This is a genomic window from Tsukamurella sp. USMM236 (genome assembly GCF_037148755.1).
GTDB lineage: Bacteria > Actinomycetota > Actinomycetes > Mycobacteriales > Mycobacteriaceae > Tsukamurella.
The window spans coordinates 131,232-149,000 of record NZ_JBBCSS010000009.1 but is presented as its reverse complement, the minus strand read 5'-3'; the positions used below and the strand labels follow the sequence as shown (position 1 = coordinate 149,000).

The following is a 17,769-nucleotide window of genomic DNA, read 5'->3' as shown; positions in this document are numbered from 1 at the left end:
TGACCGGGGCGGCCCTCATCGCTGGTCCTCGAGGCCGTCGGCGCGGCGCGGCCGGCGGGTCGTGATGTCAGTGCGCCGACGCTGCTGTTCGTCACGCACATCGATGACCACGTCATCGGCGATCGCGGCGTCGGCGATCGACGCAGCGGGCAGCCGCCCGGGCAGCCAGCGCACGTCCCGCTTGCGCCACGCGGCGTACCTCTGCTGCACCTGGTCCATCGGGATCTCGAACCGTTCCCACTGCACCCCGGGGGCGCTGACCCAGATCCGCCGCACGTGCGAATCGGTCGCCGCGTCGTAGTCCCAGGTCAGCTCGCAGTGCGTGGGATCGCCCACCAGCTGCAGAGTCTGCGAGTCCTGCTTGATGAAGGCCTTGCGCCGAGTGTTGGTGCCCTCCATCTCCTTGTGATGGATCGCCAGGTAAGTACGGCCGTGACTACTCACCTCGGACCACTGATACGGCCGCTTGACCAGGTGCCCGGGCGGGTGCATCCCCTGGGTGCTCAGCCACACGTTGGTGCCGGCGGAGACAAACGCCGCAACGTGACTACCCCGCAGCAGCGGCTGCAGCACCGTCCGCAAGTGCGCCGGCTGCCCCGCGGTCAGCGTGTTCCAGTGATCGACCGCGGCCAGCAGCAGCGCGCCGACGCCGATCGTCACCGGGCGCAGGATCCGCTGCGCCTCCTTCCGAGAAACCGCTCCCGCGTCGAGCGGGTTGATGTCGTCGTCCATGAGTGCCGTCACGATCTGTCTCCCATCGATGTAATTACTTGCATGGAATCTTGCCTAACGTGGTACAGTTCTCAGCAAGACAACACGCCGTGACCTGCAGAATTGGCCAAACCGTCTCGCCTCGCTCTCGCGAGCGAGACGGACGTCACATCAGTCACTTGCGTTTCGGATGGAGATAACCGCGTCGGGCAGAAAGTCGCAGTTCACACGGTGTTTCTGCGCAGATTTCGGCTGTTACCGCGATAGCGTGGAACGCAGGGATCGATCGAGGATATGGAGGCGATCTGGGTGACGGCACTCTTCTCGCAGGCCGAGGCGAACCCGGTGATGGTTGCGCTGACACGACTGGCGCACGGCTGGTCGAAGAAGCGGCTCGCTGAGGAGGCCGGGATCTCCGGATCGCACGTCACCCGGGTCGAGGCTGGCGCTCTGCCGCTGGCAGGTAAGGCGCTCGACGATTACGCCCGGGCGTTGCAATGCCCGGTCGAGGCGCTGTGCGTCGCGTTCGAGCGCTCACCTGCGCAGGGCACGCACTTCCGCGCCAACGCCACCACAGCGGAGTGGAAACGTGACCGCGTCTGGGCGCGCGCCAACCTGGTCGCGATGCGGCTAGGCCGGGTCGTCGCCCACACCGATCTCGATCCGGAACTGGCGCTGCCCGATCTCGACCCCGGGGACTACGCCGCCGATCTCGGCGAAATCACGGTCGCGCAAGTCCTGCGCCGGCTCTGGCGCATCGCCGGCCCCATCCGGTCGATGACCGAACTGCTGGAAGCGGCCGGGGTCTTCGTCGTCGTCGAGGACTTCCACGACCGCGAGATCGACGCGGTCACCCTACGCGCCACCGCGCATCACCCGCACCTGGTGTACGTCAACGCCGCACTACCGCCGGACCGGATGCGCATGACCCTCGCGCACGAACTCGGGCACCTGGTGATGGATGCGATGACCCTGGTCAGCCCCACCGAAACCGAGCGACGGGCAAATGTCTTCGCCGCCGAGTTCCTCGCCCCGGTCGACGACATCGGCCCGGCGCTGGACCGGGTCTCGACCCGGACCGTGCACGAGCTCGACGAGCTGCGCCTGGACTGGGGCGTGAGCGAGTCCTCGCTCGTTGTCCGAGCACGCGAGCGCGGCGTGCTCTCCGACCGGCAGTACCGGGCGATGTTCCGACTACTCAACGAAACCGGCCGGATGTACGGCACCCGGCCCGGTGTCCCGACCGAGACACCCGAGCTCGCCCGCGATGTTCTCGCCCAGCTCGCCACCGACGGATACAGCACCACCGAGCTCGACGCCCTGACACTGCTCACCGCCGAGAACCGCACCAGCCTGTTCGGCGCACCCGAGGGTGCCACCGCCGGCAGCCGTCACCTGACCGTCGTCTAACAGCGCGGGGGACGCCAGGGATGTCACGGTGGGGCTGGAACAGCAAGGACGCGGTCAAAGACCACCACTGGCGCGTCCCGCACGGGTCGAACAAGGCAGTGCAGGCCAAAGAGCAGGACGACGCCGCAGGCGGCCGCCACAACCGTGCCATCCGCACCGCACCGAACGCGCTGGGGCGGGTGGTCCTCCGGTGCCAGTACCGGCGCCTGTACGCGGAGCTGCGGTGGACCGATGCGACGAGGAAGCACGCCGAGTACCTCGGCGAGATGACCTGGCACAGCCGCGCCGACAACCTCGCCGCCGCCTGGCGCGAAGCACACGCCCGCGGTCTTACGACCAAGTCCTGCGACCGTCATCCAGTTATTTAATCTGTCGATCTTACGGTGTGCGTTATCAGATAGCGAGCTGGGTGTGGGGCCGACGGGCCGCGTGCCGACCGTTATGTTTCGTCGTCATGCGGGCGCAGTGGATTCGGGTCACCCGTGTTTGCCTGGCCACCAGCTCGCTGGTCCGGCCAGGGTGGCGATTGCGGGTACGACGATCGTTCGGACGACGAAGGTGTCGAGGAGTAGTCCGACACCGATGATGAGGCCGACCTGGGTCATGATGGCGATCGAGCCGACCATCAGTCCGAACATGCTTGCCGCGAAGATGAGGCCGGCGGAGGTGATGACGGAGCCGGTGTTGGTGACGGTTCGTAGGACTCCGATGCGAATGCTGCGGTGGGATTCCTCACGCAGCCTGGAGATCAACAGCATGTTGTAGTCGGCGCCGACGGCGACGAGCACGATGAACGCGAGAAGCGGTACAGGCCAGGCAATCTCGGTGCGAAGGATGCATTGGAAGATCACCACCCCCACGCCGAGGGCTGCAGCGTAGTTCAGGATAACGGTTCCCAGCAGGTAAAGCGGTGCAATGAGCGCTCGGAGTAGTGCGATCAGGATGATGCCGACGATGATGAGGGTGGCCAGGGCGAGTAGCCGGAAATCGTGGCTGAGCAGGCGTTGCAGGTCGGCGTTGATGGCGGGGAATCCCGCTAGCGACACCGATGCGTTCTGCAGGGCGGTGTTGGGTCTCGCTGTCTGGGCTGCGGTGGTGATGGCGTTGGTGAGTTCAATCGCCTGGCTGCTGTAGGGATCGGCGTCGGTTTGGATGGCATAGCGCACTGTCCGCCCGTCTGGAGAGACGAATTGTGCAGCAACGTCGGAAAACTTTTGGTTGACGAACGCGTCAGGCGGTAGGTAGAAACCCGTGGCGGCGTCCGAGCCGCGGGTTTCGCGGGCGGTGGTCTGTAGTTGCGCGGCAAGGGTGGCCATCCCGGCGAACTGTTGCAGGTTGCTGTCGACGAGTGCGGCGACTCCCCCGGCAATCGCGCGGGAGCCAGCAGCGAGTTGACTCACCCCGTTCTGAAGCTGGGCGAGTTGTGCGGGGAGGTCGCGCGCGGTGACAGCACCCAGCGTTGTGTCCAATGTGTCCACTGCGGCGGTGAGTTGCGCGGTGATGGTGGTGATGGGTGTGCCGAGGTTGCCCAGTTGCCCGGAGAGAGCGCCGATTTGGAGGAGGAAGTTGGAATCCCGCAGTGTGCCCAGGGTCCGGAGTTGCTGTTGGACGGCGGCGCACTGAGGGATCGGGGCGCACCAGGGAGCGTTGTCGAGCAAGGGCCGCACGGCGGTCACGAGACTCAAGGCGTCGGATGCCTGCCTTGCCGCGGTGGCCAATTGCGGTGCCTGCCCAATGAGTTGGTCGAGTGCGGGTGCGGTTGTGCGGAGTTGACCGAGCAGTGGTCGGTATTGCTGGATCTGTTGTCCCGCGGTCGTGGCCTGGTCGAGAATTCGCAACAGCGGTGTCAGGTTGGCGCGGATCTGGCTGTCGAGCGTGGCAAGGCCGGTCGCGAGTTGGTCGGCGCCATCTCGAAGTTGGAACAGGTCGCCAGTGCGTGATCGGCCGTCACTGACTGCCGCGGCGAGTCGGTCACCGATCTGTCCGTTCTGCCACGACAGCTGGGCTTGTTCGAGGCGGCTGCCGGTGGGTCGGGTCACGCCGACAACCCGGGTCACTCCCGGGACTTGCGCGACGCGTGATGCCAGGTCGTCGAGGTCAGCCAGCCCTTTCGCGGTACGCATGTCGTTCGGGGATTGGATCACGAGGAATTCCGGGACGGTAGTGTTGGTCGGGAAGTGCCGGTCGAGCAGTGCGTAACCCTCGTTACTGTCAGTGGTGGCGGGTTGTCCGCTGCGGTCGTCGTAGGTGATGGTGATGCCCAACGCCACTGCGCCGAGGGCGAGCAGAGCGACGAGTGTCATAGCCAGTAGCGAGGCGGGGCGCCGTACGACGAGTACCGCGATGCGGTTCCAGTAGCGCCGCGTCAGGTCCGCGCGGGGTGCACCCCACCCGAGGTGGGAGGCGGCGTGCAGGACCGGCGGTAGCAGGGTGACCGTGGCGAGGAACCCGATGACGATCGCGATCGCACATGCCGGCCCGAGAGTGGAGAAGACGCTCAGTTTTCCGAACACCATCGCCAGGAACGCCAGGGCGACGGTTGCGGCGGAGGCGAGGATGACGCGCCCGATCGTAGCGGTGGCGTCGATGAGCGCAGGTGCGTGCTCGGCGCCCGACCGTAATCGCTCGTGGTAGCGGCTGATGAAGAAGACCGTGTAGTCGACGCCGGCACCGAGCAGGATCACCGTCATGAACGCGACGGTGAACTGTGAAACGGGCATTCCGAACTCGCCCAACGCTGACACCACACCGCGACCCACCCCGAGGCTGATCCCGATCACCAGCAGGGGTACGAGCGCGGTGAACAGCGACCGGTAGACCACCAGCAGGATGAACGCGATCAGCAGAACCGTGGCCATGGTGATCACCACAAGGTCCTTTTCGGCCGTGACGATCTGATCGCTGAAGGTGGCGGTGGGCCCGGTGACGTGTACGGTTGTACCGGTGCCGGAGAACGAATGATAGGCGAGGTCGCGCACGGAATCCAAGGCGCGAGTCGCGGCGGGGCCGCCCAGCGTTCCGGTCAGCCCCACCGGCAGGTACCAGGCCGTCCCGTCGCGGCTCACCGCCTGCGACGCCGTCGTCGGATCCCCCACCAGGTCACGGACGGAAGCGACATCGGCGGTGGCGCCACGAAGTTTCTGAACAAGCTCGTCGTAGCGTACGCGCACCGTCGGGGTGAGGCCGCCACGGTTCTCCATGGCGATGAAAACCGTTGTCTTGGCGCCTTTCTCCCCGAACGCCGTACCCATCCGGTCGAAAGCCTGAAATGACGGCACTCCCGCAGGGATCGGATCGACCGATTGTTGGCGCACGACTGTCTCGAGCTGCGGGAACGCCAGCGCCAGCACCACACCCACCGCGAGCCACGCGCCGACGACGACAACCTTGTGCGCTAGCGCGTACCGAGCCACCCGCGCAAGCGTGGCGCTGTATTCCGCGCGTTCTGACCGCGCGCCAGCCGATCGCCGGTGCACCACCATCAACACCACTCCTGCCGAAACGGAACTACCTGGATCGGTACGCTACATGATGTAGCGAAAAGCGGTGGCGCGGTCGCTCGTCTTCGGACTCGGCGTGGACCGTGCGAGCGGTCAGGGCATGCGGCGATGCGCCGTCAGGAAGTCGTCGACGATGCGGCGGCGGTCATCGGCGTCGACGGCCCGGATGCCGGTGATTTTGGCGAAGATCAGCGGTCCGACGAGCTGGGTGATGGCCAGGGTCAGGTCGAAATCGTCGAGCTCGTCGACGGCACTGGCACTGGTGAGCAATCGGTCGAACGGTTCGCGGTAGTGATCGACCACCCGCGCACGCAGTGGGGCCAGGGCGTTGCTCTGCTCGCCGGCCCGTTCGGGCACCATCGCCAACCACGCGACCGTGGTGACCTGCAGCGGCGCCTGTTCGATGACGTCCGCCTGACGATCCATCAACCGGATCAAGTCCTCGCGCACCGACCCCGAGAGTTCGTGGCGATCGGCCTGGGGCAGCAAACGCTCGAAGGCAGCGGCGACCAGGTCGGTGGTACTGCCAAAGTGCCGGTAGAGGGTTGTGCGGGCAACCCTGGACAAGCTGGTGACCGCCTCGACGGTGACAGCCTCCACTCCCCCTCTGCGCAGCAACACCGCCGTGGCGTCGAGTAGACGGTTCCTGGAACGAACCCGCCGCGGATCGACGTCGTCGAGGCCATCGATGCTCACCGCTACCCGCATTCTTCTCGCTGTTGGTCCACGTATGTGGCATCCTGCCAACGATACCGTCAGTAGCGGTCCGCTACCGGCACGAGCATCGATTCGAGGACTGTGATGTCAGCACCCAGCAGACTGCCCGCGCACTCCCCATCGTGCATGGGCTGCGGGCCGGAAAATGCCAGCGGCCTGCAGCTCGAGGTCTACCGCGACGAGGACCGAGTCTTTGCAGATCACTCCTTCACCGAAAAGCATTCCGGTGGACCAGGTCTGGCGCATGGAGGGGCCATCTCGGCCGCGTGCGACGACATCATGGGATTTACGCTGTGGATCGCCGGCACCCCGGCCGTCACGCGCACGTTGACGGTCAAGTACCGCCGACCGGTACCCCTCCACGTACCAGTACGCCTCACGGCGTGGATCGACGAGGACGCCGATCACACCCTGCACATCGGGGCGAGCGGGACCGTGGAGGGCGAGACCTACTTTTCCGCCACTAGCGAGTTCGTGAAAGTCGATCTCACGCACTTCGCGCGCTACGCCGACACCTCCACGGTAGACAGCTTTTTCGTCAATTTCCTCCGCGCGGACTGACCTGCTCAGATGCCCGGCGCTGCCCGCTGATTCGACGGTGCGCGGCGGAACTGAGTCGGGGAGCACCCGACCCACCGTGTAAATGCATGGGAGAAACTGGCGACCTCGGAGTACCCCAGTTCTGCGGCTATCTCGCCGACACTGATGCCGGGATCCAGCAGTCGCGCGGTGGCTCGTTCTTGGGCGAACTGCTGCCGCAGGCGACGCAGGGTGGTGCCCTCGGCGTGCAGGCGTCGCTTGAGTGTGCTCACCGATGTCGCCAGCTCCGCCGCGATACGAGCGCCGTCAGCGCGCGCAGGGTCAGCATCGAACTGTGCGCGGACCAGCTGCGTGTAGGAATTGGGCCTGCGCTGTTCGTAGACGCGTCGAAGCTCGGCGATACCGATCCGGTAGGCCACGGGGTCGGAGAAGCGGCACACGTCGTAGAGCACGGCAGCCGGTATATGCACGAACGCCGCGCGCGCGTCGAAAAGGATCCGATGGCCGATCTCACCCACGACGATCAGGTCTGCCGGCGCCTGGCATGTCAGATGAAGCTCCACGGAGGGGACGGCACCGGCGAGCATGTCCACCAACCGCAGGACAGCCAGACCACCGTAGGTGACGGCGAGACAATCGGTGCCGGGGCTATCTGTGCGCCCGGCCAGAGCGATCGTCAGTCCAGAGTCTCCGTGCTGGAACTCGGTGCTCAGCGCGGTCGATATCAGGGGCAAGAACCGAAGCAGTTGAACAACTTCGAGGACGGAACCCGCACTGACCAGCGGCAAACTGAGGGGGCCGAAAGAGGTCAGCTGGGCGTGCTCGGCGAACGCCACGCCCAACCGGAATCCCTGCTGGGCGTCCATCGCCGGATACACCTCGTGAAACCACCGGACAGGCACTTGGCCCTGTCGCGCAATGACGACCGCGAGATCGACGCCCTCGCGGGCCATGATGCGTCCGAACGCTCGCGTCTCCGCCGCGCCCAGGGCACCGCTGTCGAGGAGCTGCGCGAACGCTAGCGGCGGTATCCCCAACTCGACAAGGCTCACATGAGCCAATTTAACAAGACATCGCGACGTCCGAGCCTGGATCAAGCACATCTGCCGCGTGCACACTCACCTCTACGACCCACGAACAAGGAGGTGGCCATGGCCACGATCACTTACGTGACCCACGACGGCGAGGACTACCCCGCGCCGGTGACGCCCGGCAGGTCACTGATGCAGATTGCAGTCGACGAGGCGATACCGGGGATCGATGGCGACTGTGGCGGTGAGGCGGCATGCGGAACGTGCCACGTCGTCGTCGACAGCGCGTGGATCGACACCGTCGGACACAGCACAGACGTCGAAGAAGGCATGTTGAGTATGCACCCCGAACGTGAGGCCAACTCGCGACTGGCCTGCCAGATGACCGCCAACAACGAGTGGGACGGTCTGACCGTTCGCCTTCCCGAGTTCCAGTTGTGAACGTCTAAAGCGAAAGAGCAACATCTATGAGCATCTCAACTGCCCTCGCCGACAAAGCGCAGTCCATGATCCCGATCGATCTACAAATCCGTGGCGCCCACGTCTATGACAAGGCCCGCCGGATCGTCACCCGAACCGACGGCAAAAAGATCTTCACCGAGACCCCCATCCCGCCTGTCGAGGAAGTCGAACTCACCGACATCGATCTGAGCAACCCATTCCTCTACCGACAGGGCAGGTGGCGGTCCTACTTCGAGCGTGTGCGCAATGAGGCGCCCGTTCACTTCCAGCCCCGCAGTCCCTTCGGGCCGTTCTGGTCGGTCACTCGACATGCCGACATCATCGCTGTCGACAAGAACCACGACGCGTTCTCCGCCGAACCGTTCATCATCATCGGTCGGCCGCCCCGCTTCATGGACATCGCGATGTTCATCGCCATGGACCCGCCGCGGCACGACAAGCAGCGCGCCGCCGTCCAGGGAGTCGTCGCACCGAAGAACCTGCGCGAGATGGAGGGCCTCATCCGGTCGCGCGTCCGGGAAGTCCTCGACGAGCTACCGCTCGACGAACCGTTCGACTGGGTCCAGACCGTGTCGGTCGAACTGACCGCGCGGATGCTCGCGACATTGCTCGACTACCCCTACGAGCAGCGCCACAAACTCGTCCAGTGGTCGGATCTGGCCACGTCGATGGAGCAGGCCAACGGCGGACCATCAGACAACGACAAAGTTTTCCGCGAGATGGTCGCGATGGCACAGGGCTTGAGTGCGCTATGGCGAGACAAGGCCGCGCGGACCGCGGCAGGCGAGGAGCCTGGTTTCGACCTCATCACCATGCTGCAGAGCAACGAGGACACCAAAGACCTTCTCGACGACAGCCCCATGGAGTTCCTCGGGAACCTCGTGCTGCTGATCGTCGGCGGCAACGACACCACCCGCAACTCGATGAGCGGCGGAGTGCTGGCTCTCAACGAGTATCCCGACCAGTTCGAGAAACTCAAAGCCAATCCGGACCTGATCCCCAACGCGGTGTCGGAGATCATCCGGTGGCAAACCCCCCTGGCGTACATGCGCCGGGTCGCCAAGAAGGACGTGATGCTCAACGGTCAGTTCATCCGCAAAGGCGACAAAGTCGTCATGTGGTACGCCTCCGGCAACCGCGACGAGCGAGTGTTCGACCGCCCGGACGAGCTCATCATCGATCGGTCCAACGCTCGCAACCACATCGCGTTCGGTTTCGGCGTGCACCGTTGCATGGGAAACCGCCTGGCCGAATTGCAGTTGCGCATTCTCTGGGAAGAACTCCTCGAGCGCTTCGACGACATCGCGGTGGTCGGTGATCCGGAGTACGTGCAGTCCAACTTCGTTCGTGGGATCAGCAAGATGATGGTCCGTCTGACTCCCAAGCAGGAGACGTGAGCACTGATCGGGTCGTGATCGTCGGCGCAAGCCACGCCGGCGCACAGCTGGCGGCCAATTTGCGCAAGGAGAAGTGGGCTGGAGACATCCTGCTGATCGGCGACGAGGGCCGCCTGCCGTATCAGCGGCCGCCGCTGTCCAAGGCATACCTGGCCGGCGATTGCCATCTCGACGATGTCGCGATCCGAAGCCACCAGTTCTACGACAAGCAACGGATCCAGCTCGTCGACGGAACCGTAACCTCGATCGACCGTGCCGAACGAACCGTCACTCTCGGCAACAACGACGCGGTGTCCTACTCGAAGTTGGCCCTGTGCACCGGCGCTCGAGCTCGCGCACTGCCCGTCCCTGGGGCCGATCTGCCGGGCGTGCACTATCTGCGCACCGCCACCGACGTCGAGGCCATCCGCGCCGCCGCGGTCCCGGGTTCGCGGGTCGTCATTGTCGGCGGCGGGTACATCGGCCTGGAGACAGCGGCCTCGCTTCGAACCCTGGGTGTCGAAGTGACCGTCCTGGAGGCGGCAGGACGCGTACTCGAACGTGTCACGGCGCCCGTCGTGTCGGAATTCTTCGATCGAATTCACCGCGAGAAGGGTGTCGACGTACGGATCGACGCAATCGTCGAGGGGTTCCGCGGCGACAAACGAGTCGCCAGCGTTGTCCTCGCCGGTGGAGAAACGCTGGCCGCTGACCTGGTCATCGTCGGCGTCGGCGTCATTCCGAACACGGAGCTCGCAGCAGCTGCGGGCATCGACGTCGAAAACGGCATCCTCGTCGACGACCGCGCTCGTAGCAGCGATCCTGACATCGTCGCAGCCGGCGACTGCGCCAACCACCGAATCGAGCGGTACGGGAGACGTGTTCGTCTCGAGTGCGTGTCCGCAACAACCGAGCACGCCAAAATCGCGGCGGCCACAATCTGCGACAACACAACCGGTCGTGCCGCACTGCCGTGGTTCTGGTCCGACCAATACGACCTCAAACTCCAGATCGCCGGGCTCAACACCGGATACGACGAGGTGCTGGTCAGCGGCGACCCCGCCCATGGCCGCGACTTCACCTGCTACTATTTCTCCGCCGGAGAACTGATTGCAGCTGACTGCGTCAACAGACCCGCTGACTTCGTGAACGCCAAGCGCGCCATTGCACAACGAGCGCCGATCGTCAGGTCCGCATTGATCGGAGCGACCCCATGACCACATCACCGACAAACGCGGTCAGCCCGGCGGCGCTGACGGGTTCACGCTTCCTCGACATCGAGCACGCCACCGTCGCGACCTTCACACGCGAAGCCGTCGGCAACGCGACCACCGACAAAGACAAAGCTCGCCGCCTGTTCACCGCGGTACGCGACGCCATCCGCTACGACCCGTACACCGTCTCCAACGACCCAGAGCATTACCGGGCCAGCCACGTAATCGAATCCGGACGTGGATACTGCGTCCCCAAGGCCGTCGTGCTCACCGCCGCATTTCGCGCCGCCGGGATCCCAGCGCGGTTCGGCTTCGCCGACGTCCGTAACCACCTCCAAACGGGCACCCTACGTGAGCTGATGGGAACCGACGTCTTCGTCTATCACGGGTACAGCCACGTCTACATCGACGGACGGTGGCTCAAGGCAACACCCGCGTTCAACTCGGAACTGTGCGCACGGTTCGGAGTTGCCCCGATCGACTTCACCGGCGACAGCGACGCGTTGCTCCACGCTCACTCCGCGGACGGCTCAACACACATGGAGTACGTCCGCGAAAGAGGTACGTACAACGACCTGCCTCTCGACAACATCCTGGCGGCTCTCAAACAGGCCTATGGCCCTCTGATATTCACGCAGCGTGCGACGCCACTAGATGCATTCCACGCCTAACCCGACCTGCCTCAGTCGTCGGCCGGCAATCGACTCTACGAACAAGATCCGCACCGCCTCAACACAGGAGACTCGTGTCAGTGTCCGGCCCCTCGATGATCGACCCCTACCCGCACCGAATGGGCGGCCACTGTGGGTCCGGTGCGATGCGAGACCTCATGGAGTGGACCGGGCTCGGTTTCGACGGCCCACCCGATGAGGGCCTCGTCTTTGCCCTCGGCGGAGCCCTCTCCCTCACCTACATTCGATCAAGCGCGCTGATGCCACCCGTGTACTTGGTCGGACGAGGACCTGATTTTGAGGTGGACCTCCCCCGCCGTCTGGGCGGCACCGTCGAGGTGCTTGCCACCGACGACCCGGCCGAGGGTTGGGAGAACCTTCGTGGCGAGATCGATCAGGGCCGCCCTGCACTGGTCTGGGCGGAGATCGCAGAACTCCCCTATCTGCGGGTCCAGTTGCGCATGAGCCGCCACGACATCGTGGTAGTCGGCTACGACGAGACGCAAGGCATCGCGTACATCGCCGACAACGATCGCGAAGATCTTCAACGCGTCCCACTGGACGCACTCGCACGCGCGCGCCGCTCGACCTCCTTCCCGGAGCCAACCCGACACACGCAGTTTCGTATCAATTGGCCACAGACGCCGCCTTCAATTATCGAGGTGGCCGCACAGGCATTCGCGCAATCCGCAGCGAGCCTGAGCACCCCAGGCGCATCGACGATCGCCGGGCCCGCAGAACATGGGTCACACGGCCTCGACGCGGCCAGCGCTCTCGCATCCGACGTCTGCAGCTGGGGAGCCCTGTCCACCGACGACCTCGAGATGCACTTATTCAGCCTCGGCGCCTTCATCGAGAAAGCGGGGACCGGCGGTGGCCTCTTCCGCCGACTGCTGGCACAGGGCTGCGATGAAATCGCACGCCTCACCGGCGATCACGCAACCGCCATCCTTGCAGCCAACGCCCACCATGCGGCGACATCCTGGACTGCAGTCGCACGCGCAGCAGTACAGAAGGATCACGCCTCATCCGAGCGGCTCCGATCCGTCACAACCCTCGCGGCAGCTCTACCCGAGGCGGAAGCGACTCTGGAGGCGTCACTGCGAAAGGCCGCAGCATCCTTGTCAGGCTAACCGGGCCAGTCGCGGGAAGTCCGCGAGTAGGGCGCTAAGCAGGGCCGCCGCGTTCACACAACGCACGCAGGAGCACCACCGTGAGCAGGACGCCGGTTCCCGCTCACCTGGGTCCTGATCCGTCGTGGCGATCTGTCGACACGCTGCGAGCCATCGCCGTCGACGCCATAGACGGTGCGTCGGGGCGATGCGACGGACGACTGGCGGATCCGGTCGTACAAGTCCCCCATCGTGGACCGCGGCCGACGAGGCCGATGGCCAGGTGATGCTCGAACACGGCCTCGAGGGGCGTGGTTGCCAAGCGCCTGTCCTCGCGCTCTTACCGGCCCGGTGAGCGCTCCCCCCGACTGGATCAAGCAACCGTTGCGGGTCAGCGCAACGGTTGTGGTCCCCGGGGTGGATCGGGACACCGGGAGATCTCGAATCACTGCTCGCTCGCAGCAGTACACCCCGCCAGCGGGTGGCTATGTCAAGTTGGTCTGGCTCCAACCAGGGCGGTGTGATTTGGCCCCGACTGTAGGCGGGTGGCCGCGTTTGGTCGTAGGTTCGTGGATGTGGATGGGGAGGATGATCTGCAGATGCCTTCTCGGCGGACGGTCGTTGTCCCGTCAGGGTGGGATCGGGCTTCGGTGTGCGCGTATGCCGAGCATGTGATCGCTCGGGATACCGGGGCTTAGCAGTCATCTGTGGGTGCGGGTGAAGTTGCTTGAGGAGCAGCAGCTCGAGGATCTGACGTCGCGGTGGTCGGTGTCGTATGTGGTTCACCGGCACCGCAAGGCGTTGTCGATTGTCACCGATCCGACACAGTCAGGCCCGAGGGCGCCCTAACTTGGTTGTGGTGGTGTCGGCTGCGAGGGGATCGGTAGAGGCGGTGTTCGCCGTCTGAGTATCACGGGCATCGTCGTGGATGGCGCGCATGGGAGGATCGGTTTTGAGGCTGATTCCTCCACTGAGTAGCGGTGCGATATCGAGTGCTCTGACTAGGTTTTATGCGCTCTGGCAGATCAGGGCCTGTGAAGCGGCGGGGAGGACTTGGAGGTGTTCGCGGAGCACCGTCGACAAAACGCGGTGAAGACACAGAGCGCGGCGTCCAGGAACGCCTCACGTCGGCTTCGTCGGCGAACGTCGGCCTCCACACATCGATACGTACGCTGCGTCGGAGCCATGACGCCACAATAGTCACCCCGCGCACCCGCCACCATCACGGACTCGCCGGACCAGCCTCATGGCCAGTCAAGCATTTCGTCATCTGCTGGACCTCCCAACGCTCAGAACCCCCGGGGCCGGCGATCCGGGGGGGGGCTCCTAGCTGACAGCAGTCAGAAACTCATCATATCTGTGGAGGCTAGGGGATTCGAACCCCTGACCCTCGCCTTGCAAAGGCGATGCTCTACCAACTGAGCTAAGCCCCCGTGTGTGGTTGTGCACCCGCTGCTGGGCACCGTCCCACCGCCAAACTACGACCTCGTGACGGACATGTCCACCACAGCATCCCTGCTGGTCAACCCCTTACCAAGCCTGTCAGCTGGAGATAAGGGCCGAACTCCTGACATCCGCCTTGCAAAGGCGGCGCTCTACCAACTGAGCTAAGGCCCCGGGACGGGGTGTGGTGGGCCTAGGAGGACTTGAACCTCCGACCTCTTCGTTATCAGCGAAGCGCTCTAACCGCCTGAGCTATAGGCCCGTGAACCGAGGTGGAACATTACCAGCGCACCTCGGGTTCTACAAAACTGCTGGTCAATCCCTATCGGAGAGGGTCACCTCGACGCCGCCCACGAGGTCGGCGCAGAGGTTGTAGATGAACGCGCCGACGGTGGCGAGCGCGGTCAGCAGGATCACATTCGCGAGGCCGGCGAGGCCCGCGTAGGTGAACACGTTGCCCGCCGTCAGCAGGCTGACACCCGCCTGCTCGTTGGTCAGCGTCTGGAAGCTGTCGTTGATCTTGCTCCAGACGCCCATGCCGCTGAGCACGATGTACAGCACGCCGACGGCGATCATCCACACGAAGAACAGCACCACGGAGACCACGCCGCTGAGCTTGAAGGTGGTCCACGGGTCGATGCTGCGCAGCTGCATGCCCGCCCGCACCGGCCCGCTCGCGGCCTGTGTCTTCACGCCCGCGGCCCGGGCGGGAGCGCCGCCCACGGTGTGCAGGTTCGACGATGCCGTCTCCTCCGCCGGGGCCGGAGCGGCCGGCGCCGTGGGCGCCTCGGTCGCCGCGGCGGCCGACTGCGCGGGGACCGGCACCGTCGGCGCGGAGGCCGGCGCGACCTGATGGATCTTGTCCAGGTCCGGCAGGTTCTTCGGCAGCTCGTCGCGCTCCACGCCCTCGGTGGGCGCATCGATCACGCGGCCGACATCGGTGTCGCGTCGCGGGATCCGGACGGGCTGCCGGCCCGCCTCCGGTCCGGACTCCGGCGGCTGGCCGGATCCGGTTCCAGGGGTACTCACATGCGCTCCTTCGTGCTCCGCGGCGGCTTATGCCTCGCCGTCCGCCTGCTCGGGTTCGTCGCTCTCGTCGGCGTTGCGGGCGATGGCCAAAAGACTAGTGCCTTCGGCCAGGTTCATCAGCCGGACGCCCTTGGTCTGCCGGCCCGCCTTGCGGACCTGCCGCGCCGCCGTGCGGATCACTCCGCCGCCGGACGTGATGGCGTACAGCTCGGTCTCGTCGTCGACGATGAGTGCACCCACCAGTTCGCCGCGCTTCGGGTCGAACTGAATCGTCAGCACGCCCTTGCCGCCACGCCCCTGAGGAGTGTAGTCAGCGATCGACGTCCGCTTGGCGTAACCGCCCGACGTGGCGACGAGCAGGTACGTGTCCTCGCGAACCACGTTGAGCGCCAACAGCTGATCGTCGTCGTTGAACCGCATCCCCTGCACACCGGAGGTTGCCCGGCCCATGGGGCGGAGCACCTCGTCGGTCGCCTTGAAGCGGATCGACTGGGCCTTCTTGCTCACCAGCAGCAGGTCCTCCGACTCGGAGGCCAGCACCGCGCCCACCAGCTCGTCCTCGTCGCGCAGGTTGATGGCGACGATGCCGCCGCTGCGGTTCGAGTCGAAGTCCTCGAGCTTGGACTTCTTCACGAGGCCGTTCTTGGTGGCCAGGATCAGGTAGGGCGCGTCGTCGTAGGCCTTGATCTGGATGACCTGGGCGATGCGCTCCTCCGGCTGGAAGGCCAGGAGGTTGGCAACGTGCTGGCCGCGGGCGGTGCGGCTCTGCTCGGGCAGCTCGTAGGCCTTCGCGCGGTACACGCGGCCCTTCGTGGTGAAGAACAGGATCCAGTCGTGGGTGGAGCACACGAAGAAGTGCGCCACGATGTCGTCCTGCTTGAGGTCGGCGCCCTTGACGCCCTTGCCGCCGCGCTTCTGGCTGCGGTACAGGTCCGTCTTGGTGCGCTTGGCGTACCCGGTCTCGGTGATCGTGACGACCACGTCCTCGCGGGCGATGAGGTCCTCGTCGGTCACGTCGCCGTCGGCGGCGATGATCTTGGTGCGGCGGTCGTCGCCGAACTTCTCGACGATCTCGCCGAGCTCGTCGCGGACGATGGCCCGCTGGCGCTCCGGCTTCTCGAGGATGTCCTTGAGGTCGGCGATCTCGAGCTCGATCTCGGCCAACTGGTCGATGATCTTCTGCCGCTCGAGGGCCGCCAGGCGGCGCAGCTGCATGTCGAGGATCGCGTTGGCCTGCAGCTCGTCGACGTCGAGCAGGTCGATCAGGCCGGCGCGCGCGATCTCGGTGGTCTCGGACCGCCGGATGAGGGCGATGACCTCGTCGAGGGCGTCGAGTGCCTTGACCAGGCCGCGCAGGATGTGGGCCCGCTCCTCGGCCTTGCGCAGCCGGAACCGGGTGCGCCGCACGATGACGTCCAACTGGTGCGTCACGTAGTAGCGGATCATCTGGTCCAGGCGCAGCGTGCGCGGCACGCCGTCGACGATGGACAGCATGTTCGCGCCGAAGCTGGTCTGCAGCTGGCTGTGCTTGTAGAGGTTGTTCAGCACCACCTTGGCGACGGCGTCGCGCTTGAGCCGCACCACGATCCGCATGCCGACGCGATCCGAGGACTGGTCCTCGATCTTGCTGATGCCGGCGATCTTGCCGTCGCGCACCTGCTCGGCGATCGACAGCACGAGGTTGTCGGGGTTCACCTGGTAGGGAAGCTCGGTGATGACGAGTTCCGTTGCGCCCTTGGAGTCCTCCTCCACGGCGACGACGCCGCGCATGCGGATCGAGCCGCGGCCGGTGGAGTAGGCGTCCTTGATGCCCTGGCTGCCCACGATGAGGCCGTGCGTCGGGAAGTCCGGTCCCTTGATCCGCTCCATGCACGCCTCAAGGGTGGCCTCGGAGTCGGCCTCGAAGTTGTCCAGGCACCAGAAGATCGCGTCCGCGAGCTCGCGCAGGTTGTGCGGCGGGATGTTGGTCGCCATGCCGACGGCGATGCCACCGGAGCCGTTCATCAGCAGGTTCGGCACGCGCGACGGGAGCACGGTCGGCTCCTGCGTCTTGCCGTCGTAGTTCGGCGTGAAATCGACTGTCTCCTCGTCGATGTCGCGCAGCATCTCCATCGCCAGCGGCGTGAGTCGCGCCTCGGTGTAACGCATGGCGGCCGCGGGATCGTTGCCCGGCGAGCCGAAGTTGCCCTGCCCGTCGATCATCGGATACCGCATCGACCAGGGCTGGGCGAGGCGCACGAGGGCGTCGTAGATCGACGAATCGCCGTGCGGGTGATAGTTGCCCATCGTCTCGGCGACGGGCTTGGCGGACTTCACGTAGCCGCGGTCGGGCCGGTAGCCGGCGTCGTAGGCCGCGTAGAGGATGCGGCGCTGCACCGGCTTCATGCCGTCGCGCACCTCGGGGAGGGCGCGGCCCACGATCACGCTCATGGCGTAGTCGATGTAGCTGCGCTGCATCTCCTGCTGGATGTCGACCGGTTCGATCCGGTCGTGGCCGCCGGTCTCGGCGGGCGGAGTGGTGTCAGTCATTTCAGTCCTTCGAGTTCATCGGTT

General features: G+C 65.4%; 14 protein-coding genes and 2 tRNA genes. 8 read left to right on the top strand and 8 right to left on the bottom strand.

Going from position 1 to position 17,769, the window contains the following annotated elements; translation table 11 throughout:
- Positions 1-15: 15 nt before the first annotated feature.
- Entirely contained in the window at positions 16-744 is a 729-nt protein-coding gene (locus tag WFK95_RS22830) for a hypothetical protein (protein ID WP_225536078.1), read from the bottom strand.
- A gap of 261 nt (positions 745-1,005) precedes the next feature.
- Between WFK95_RS22830 and WFK95_RS22825 the strand changes: the two genes are divergently transcribed.
- Both WFK95_RS22825 and WFK95_RS22820 read left to right on the top strand, forming a co-directional pair.
- A complete protein-coding gene (locus WFK95_RS22825) occupies positions 1,006-2,121 on the top strand; it encodes an ImmA/IrrE family metallo-endopeptidase (RefSeq protein WP_068526276.1) in 1,116 nt (371 codons plus the stop codon).
- Positions 2,122-2,141: 20 nt separating this feature from the next.
- A complete protein-coding gene (locus WFK95_RS22820; protein ID WP_068526275.1) occupies positions 2,142-2,489 on the top strand; it encodes a hypothetical protein in 348 nt (115 codons plus the stop codon).
- Between the two features lie 108 nt (positions 2,490-2,597).
- Here WFK95_RS22820 and WFK95_RS22815 read toward each other — a convergent pair whose 3' ends face one another.
- Positions 2,598-5,603 carry an MMPL/RND family transporter gene (locus WFK95_RS22815; RefSeq protein ID WP_068526317.1) on the bottom strand — a complete coding sequence of 1,002 codons (3,006 nt, stop codon included), beginning with the start codon at positions 5,601-5,603 and terminating at the stop codon, positions 2,598-2,600.
- Positions 5,604-5,714: 111 nt separating this feature from the next.
- Positions 5,715-6,329: a TetR/AcrR family transcriptional regulator gene (locus WFK95_RS22810; protein ID WP_068526274.1), complete on the bottom strand. Its 615-nt coding sequence runs from the start codon at positions 6,327-6,329 to the stop codon at positions 5,715-5,717.
- 93 nt (positions 6,330-6,422) lie between these two features.
- Between WFK95_RS22810 and WFK95_RS22805 the strand changes: the two genes are divergently transcribed.
- On the top strand, positions 6,423-6,899 hold the full coding sequence (locus WFK95_RS22805) for a PaaI family thioesterase (RefSeq protein WP_068526273.1): 477 nt from the start codon (positions 6,423-6,425) through the stop codon (positions 6,897-6,899).
- 5 nt (positions 6,900-6,904) lie between these two features.
- On the opposite strand, the gene WFK95_RS22800 is transcribed toward WFK95_RS22805, so the two are convergent.
- The gene (locus WFK95_RS22800) at positions 6,905-7,930 is read right to left on the bottom strand and encodes an AraC family transcriptional regulator (RefSeq protein WP_068526272.1); all 1,026 of its coding nucleotides are present in this window, start codon (positions 7,928-7,930) and stop codon (positions 6,905-6,907) included.
- 99 nt (positions 7,931-8,029) lie between these two features.
- Here WFK95_RS22800 and WFK95_RS22795 point away from each other — a divergent pair, with 99 nt between their 5' ends.
- From WFK95_RS22795 to WFK95_RS22775, 5 genes are all read left to right on the top strand, one after another.
- Positions 8,030-8,350, top strand: coding sequence for a 2Fe-2S iron-sulfur cluster-binding protein (locus WFK95_RS22795; protein ID WP_068526316.1), 321 nt, complete (start codon positions 8,030-8,032; stop codon positions 8,348-8,350).
- A 26-nt stretch (positions 8,351-8,376) separates the two neighbouring features.
- Positions 8,377-9,768, top strand: a complete 1,392-nt coding sequence (locus WFK95_RS22790) for a cytochrome P450 (protein ID WP_068526271.1) — start codon at positions 8,377-8,379, stop codon at positions 9,766-9,768.
- Positions 9,765-10,964 (top strand): NAD(P)/FAD-dependent oxidoreductase, encoded by a 1,200-nt coding sequence (locus WFK95_RS22785; RefSeq protein WP_068526270.1) that lies wholly within the window; start codon positions 9,765-9,767, stop codon positions 10,962-10,964. The genes WFK95_RS22790 and WFK95_RS22785 overlap by 4 nt, the downstream gene beginning before the upstream one ends.
- Positions 10,961-11,632, top strand: coding sequence for a transglutaminase-like domain-containing protein (locus WFK95_RS22780; protein WP_068526269.1), 672 nt, complete (start codon positions 10,961-10,963; stop codon positions 11,630-11,632). Before WFK95_RS22785 ends, WFK95_RS22780 begins: the two co-directional genes overlap by 4 nt.
- Positions 11,633-11,751: 119 nt before the next feature.
- Complete coding sequence (locus WFK95_RS22775; RefSeq protein WP_170842932.1) at positions 11,752-12,765, top strand: BtrH N-terminal domain-containing protein; 1,014 nt, start codon at positions 11,752-11,754, stop codon at positions 12,763-12,765.
- A gap of 1,339 nt (positions 12,766-14,104) precedes the next feature.
- Here WFK95_RS22775 and WFK95_RS22770 read toward each other — a convergent pair.
- The 4 genes from WFK95_RS22770 to gyrA all read right to left on the bottom strand — a co-directional run bounded on the left by WFK95_RS22770 (position 14,105) and on the right by gyrA (position 17,745).
- Positions 14,105-14,177 (bottom strand) — tRNA-Ala (locus WFK95_RS22770).
- Between the two features lie 195 nt (positions 14,178-14,372).
- Positions 14,373-14,449, bottom strand: a tRNA-Ile gene (locus tag WFK95_RS22765).
- A 53-nt stretch (positions 14,450-14,502) separates the two neighbouring features.
- Positions 14,503-15,216, bottom strand: coding sequence for a DUF3566 domain-containing protein (locus tag WFK95_RS22760; RefSeq protein WP_224644780.1), 714 nt, complete (start codon positions 15,214-15,216; stop codon positions 14,503-14,505).
- Between the two features lie 27 nt (positions 15,217-15,243).
- Positions 15,244-17,745 carry a DNA gyrase subunit A gene (gyrA, locus tag WFK95_RS22755; protein ID WP_224644779.1) on the bottom strand — a complete coding sequence of 834 codons (2,502 nt, stop codon included), beginning with the start codon at positions 17,743-17,745 and terminating at the stop codon, positions 15,244-15,246.
- Positions 17,746-17,769 lie beyond the last annotated feature (24 nt).

What these genes read in the sequence shown, in the direction of transcription:
- WFK95_RS22825 (WP_068526276.1), top strand. Translation starts at nt 1,006, where the DNA reads ATGGAGGCGATCTGGGTGACGGCACTCTTCTCGCAGGCCGAGGCGAAC.
- WFK95_RS22820 (WP_068526275.1), top strand. Translation starts at nt 2,142, where the DNA reads ATGTCACGGTGGGGCTGGAACAGCAAGGACGCGGTCAAAGACCACCAC.
- WFK95_RS22815 (WP_068526317.1), bottom strand. Translation starts at nt 5,603, where the DNA reads ATGGTGGTGCACCGGCGATCGGCTGGCGCGCGGTCAGAACGCGCGGAA.
- WFK95_RS22810 (WP_068526274.1), bottom strand. Translation starts at nt 6,329, where the DNA reads ATGCGGGTAGCGGTGAGCATCGATGGCCTCGACGACGTCGATCCGCGG.
- WFK95_RS22805 (WP_068526273.1), top strand. Translation starts at nt 6,423, where the DNA reads ATGTCAGCACCCAGCAGACTGCCCGCGCACTCCCCATCGTGCATGGGC.
- WFK95_RS22795 (WP_068526316.1), top strand. Translation starts at nt 8,030, where the DNA reads ATGGCCACGATCACTTACGTGACCCACGACGGCGAGGACTACCCCGCG.
- WFK95_RS22790 (WP_068526271.1), top strand. Translation starts at nt 8,377, where the DNA reads ATGAGCATCTCAACTGCCCTCGCCGACAAAGCGCAGTCCATGATCCCG.
- WFK95_RS22780 (WP_068526269.1), top strand. Translation starts at nt 10,961, where the DNA reads ATGACCACATCACCGACAAACGCGGTCAGCCCGGCGGCGCTGACGGGT.
- WFK95_RS22775 (WP_170842932.1), top strand. Translation starts at nt 11,752, where the DNA reads ATGGGCGGCCACTGTGGGTCCGGTGCGATGCGAGACCTCATGGAGTGG.
- gyrA (WP_224644779.1), bottom strand. Translation starts at nt 17,745, where the DNA reads ATGACTGACACCACTCCGCCCGCCGAGACCGGCGGCCACGACCGGATC.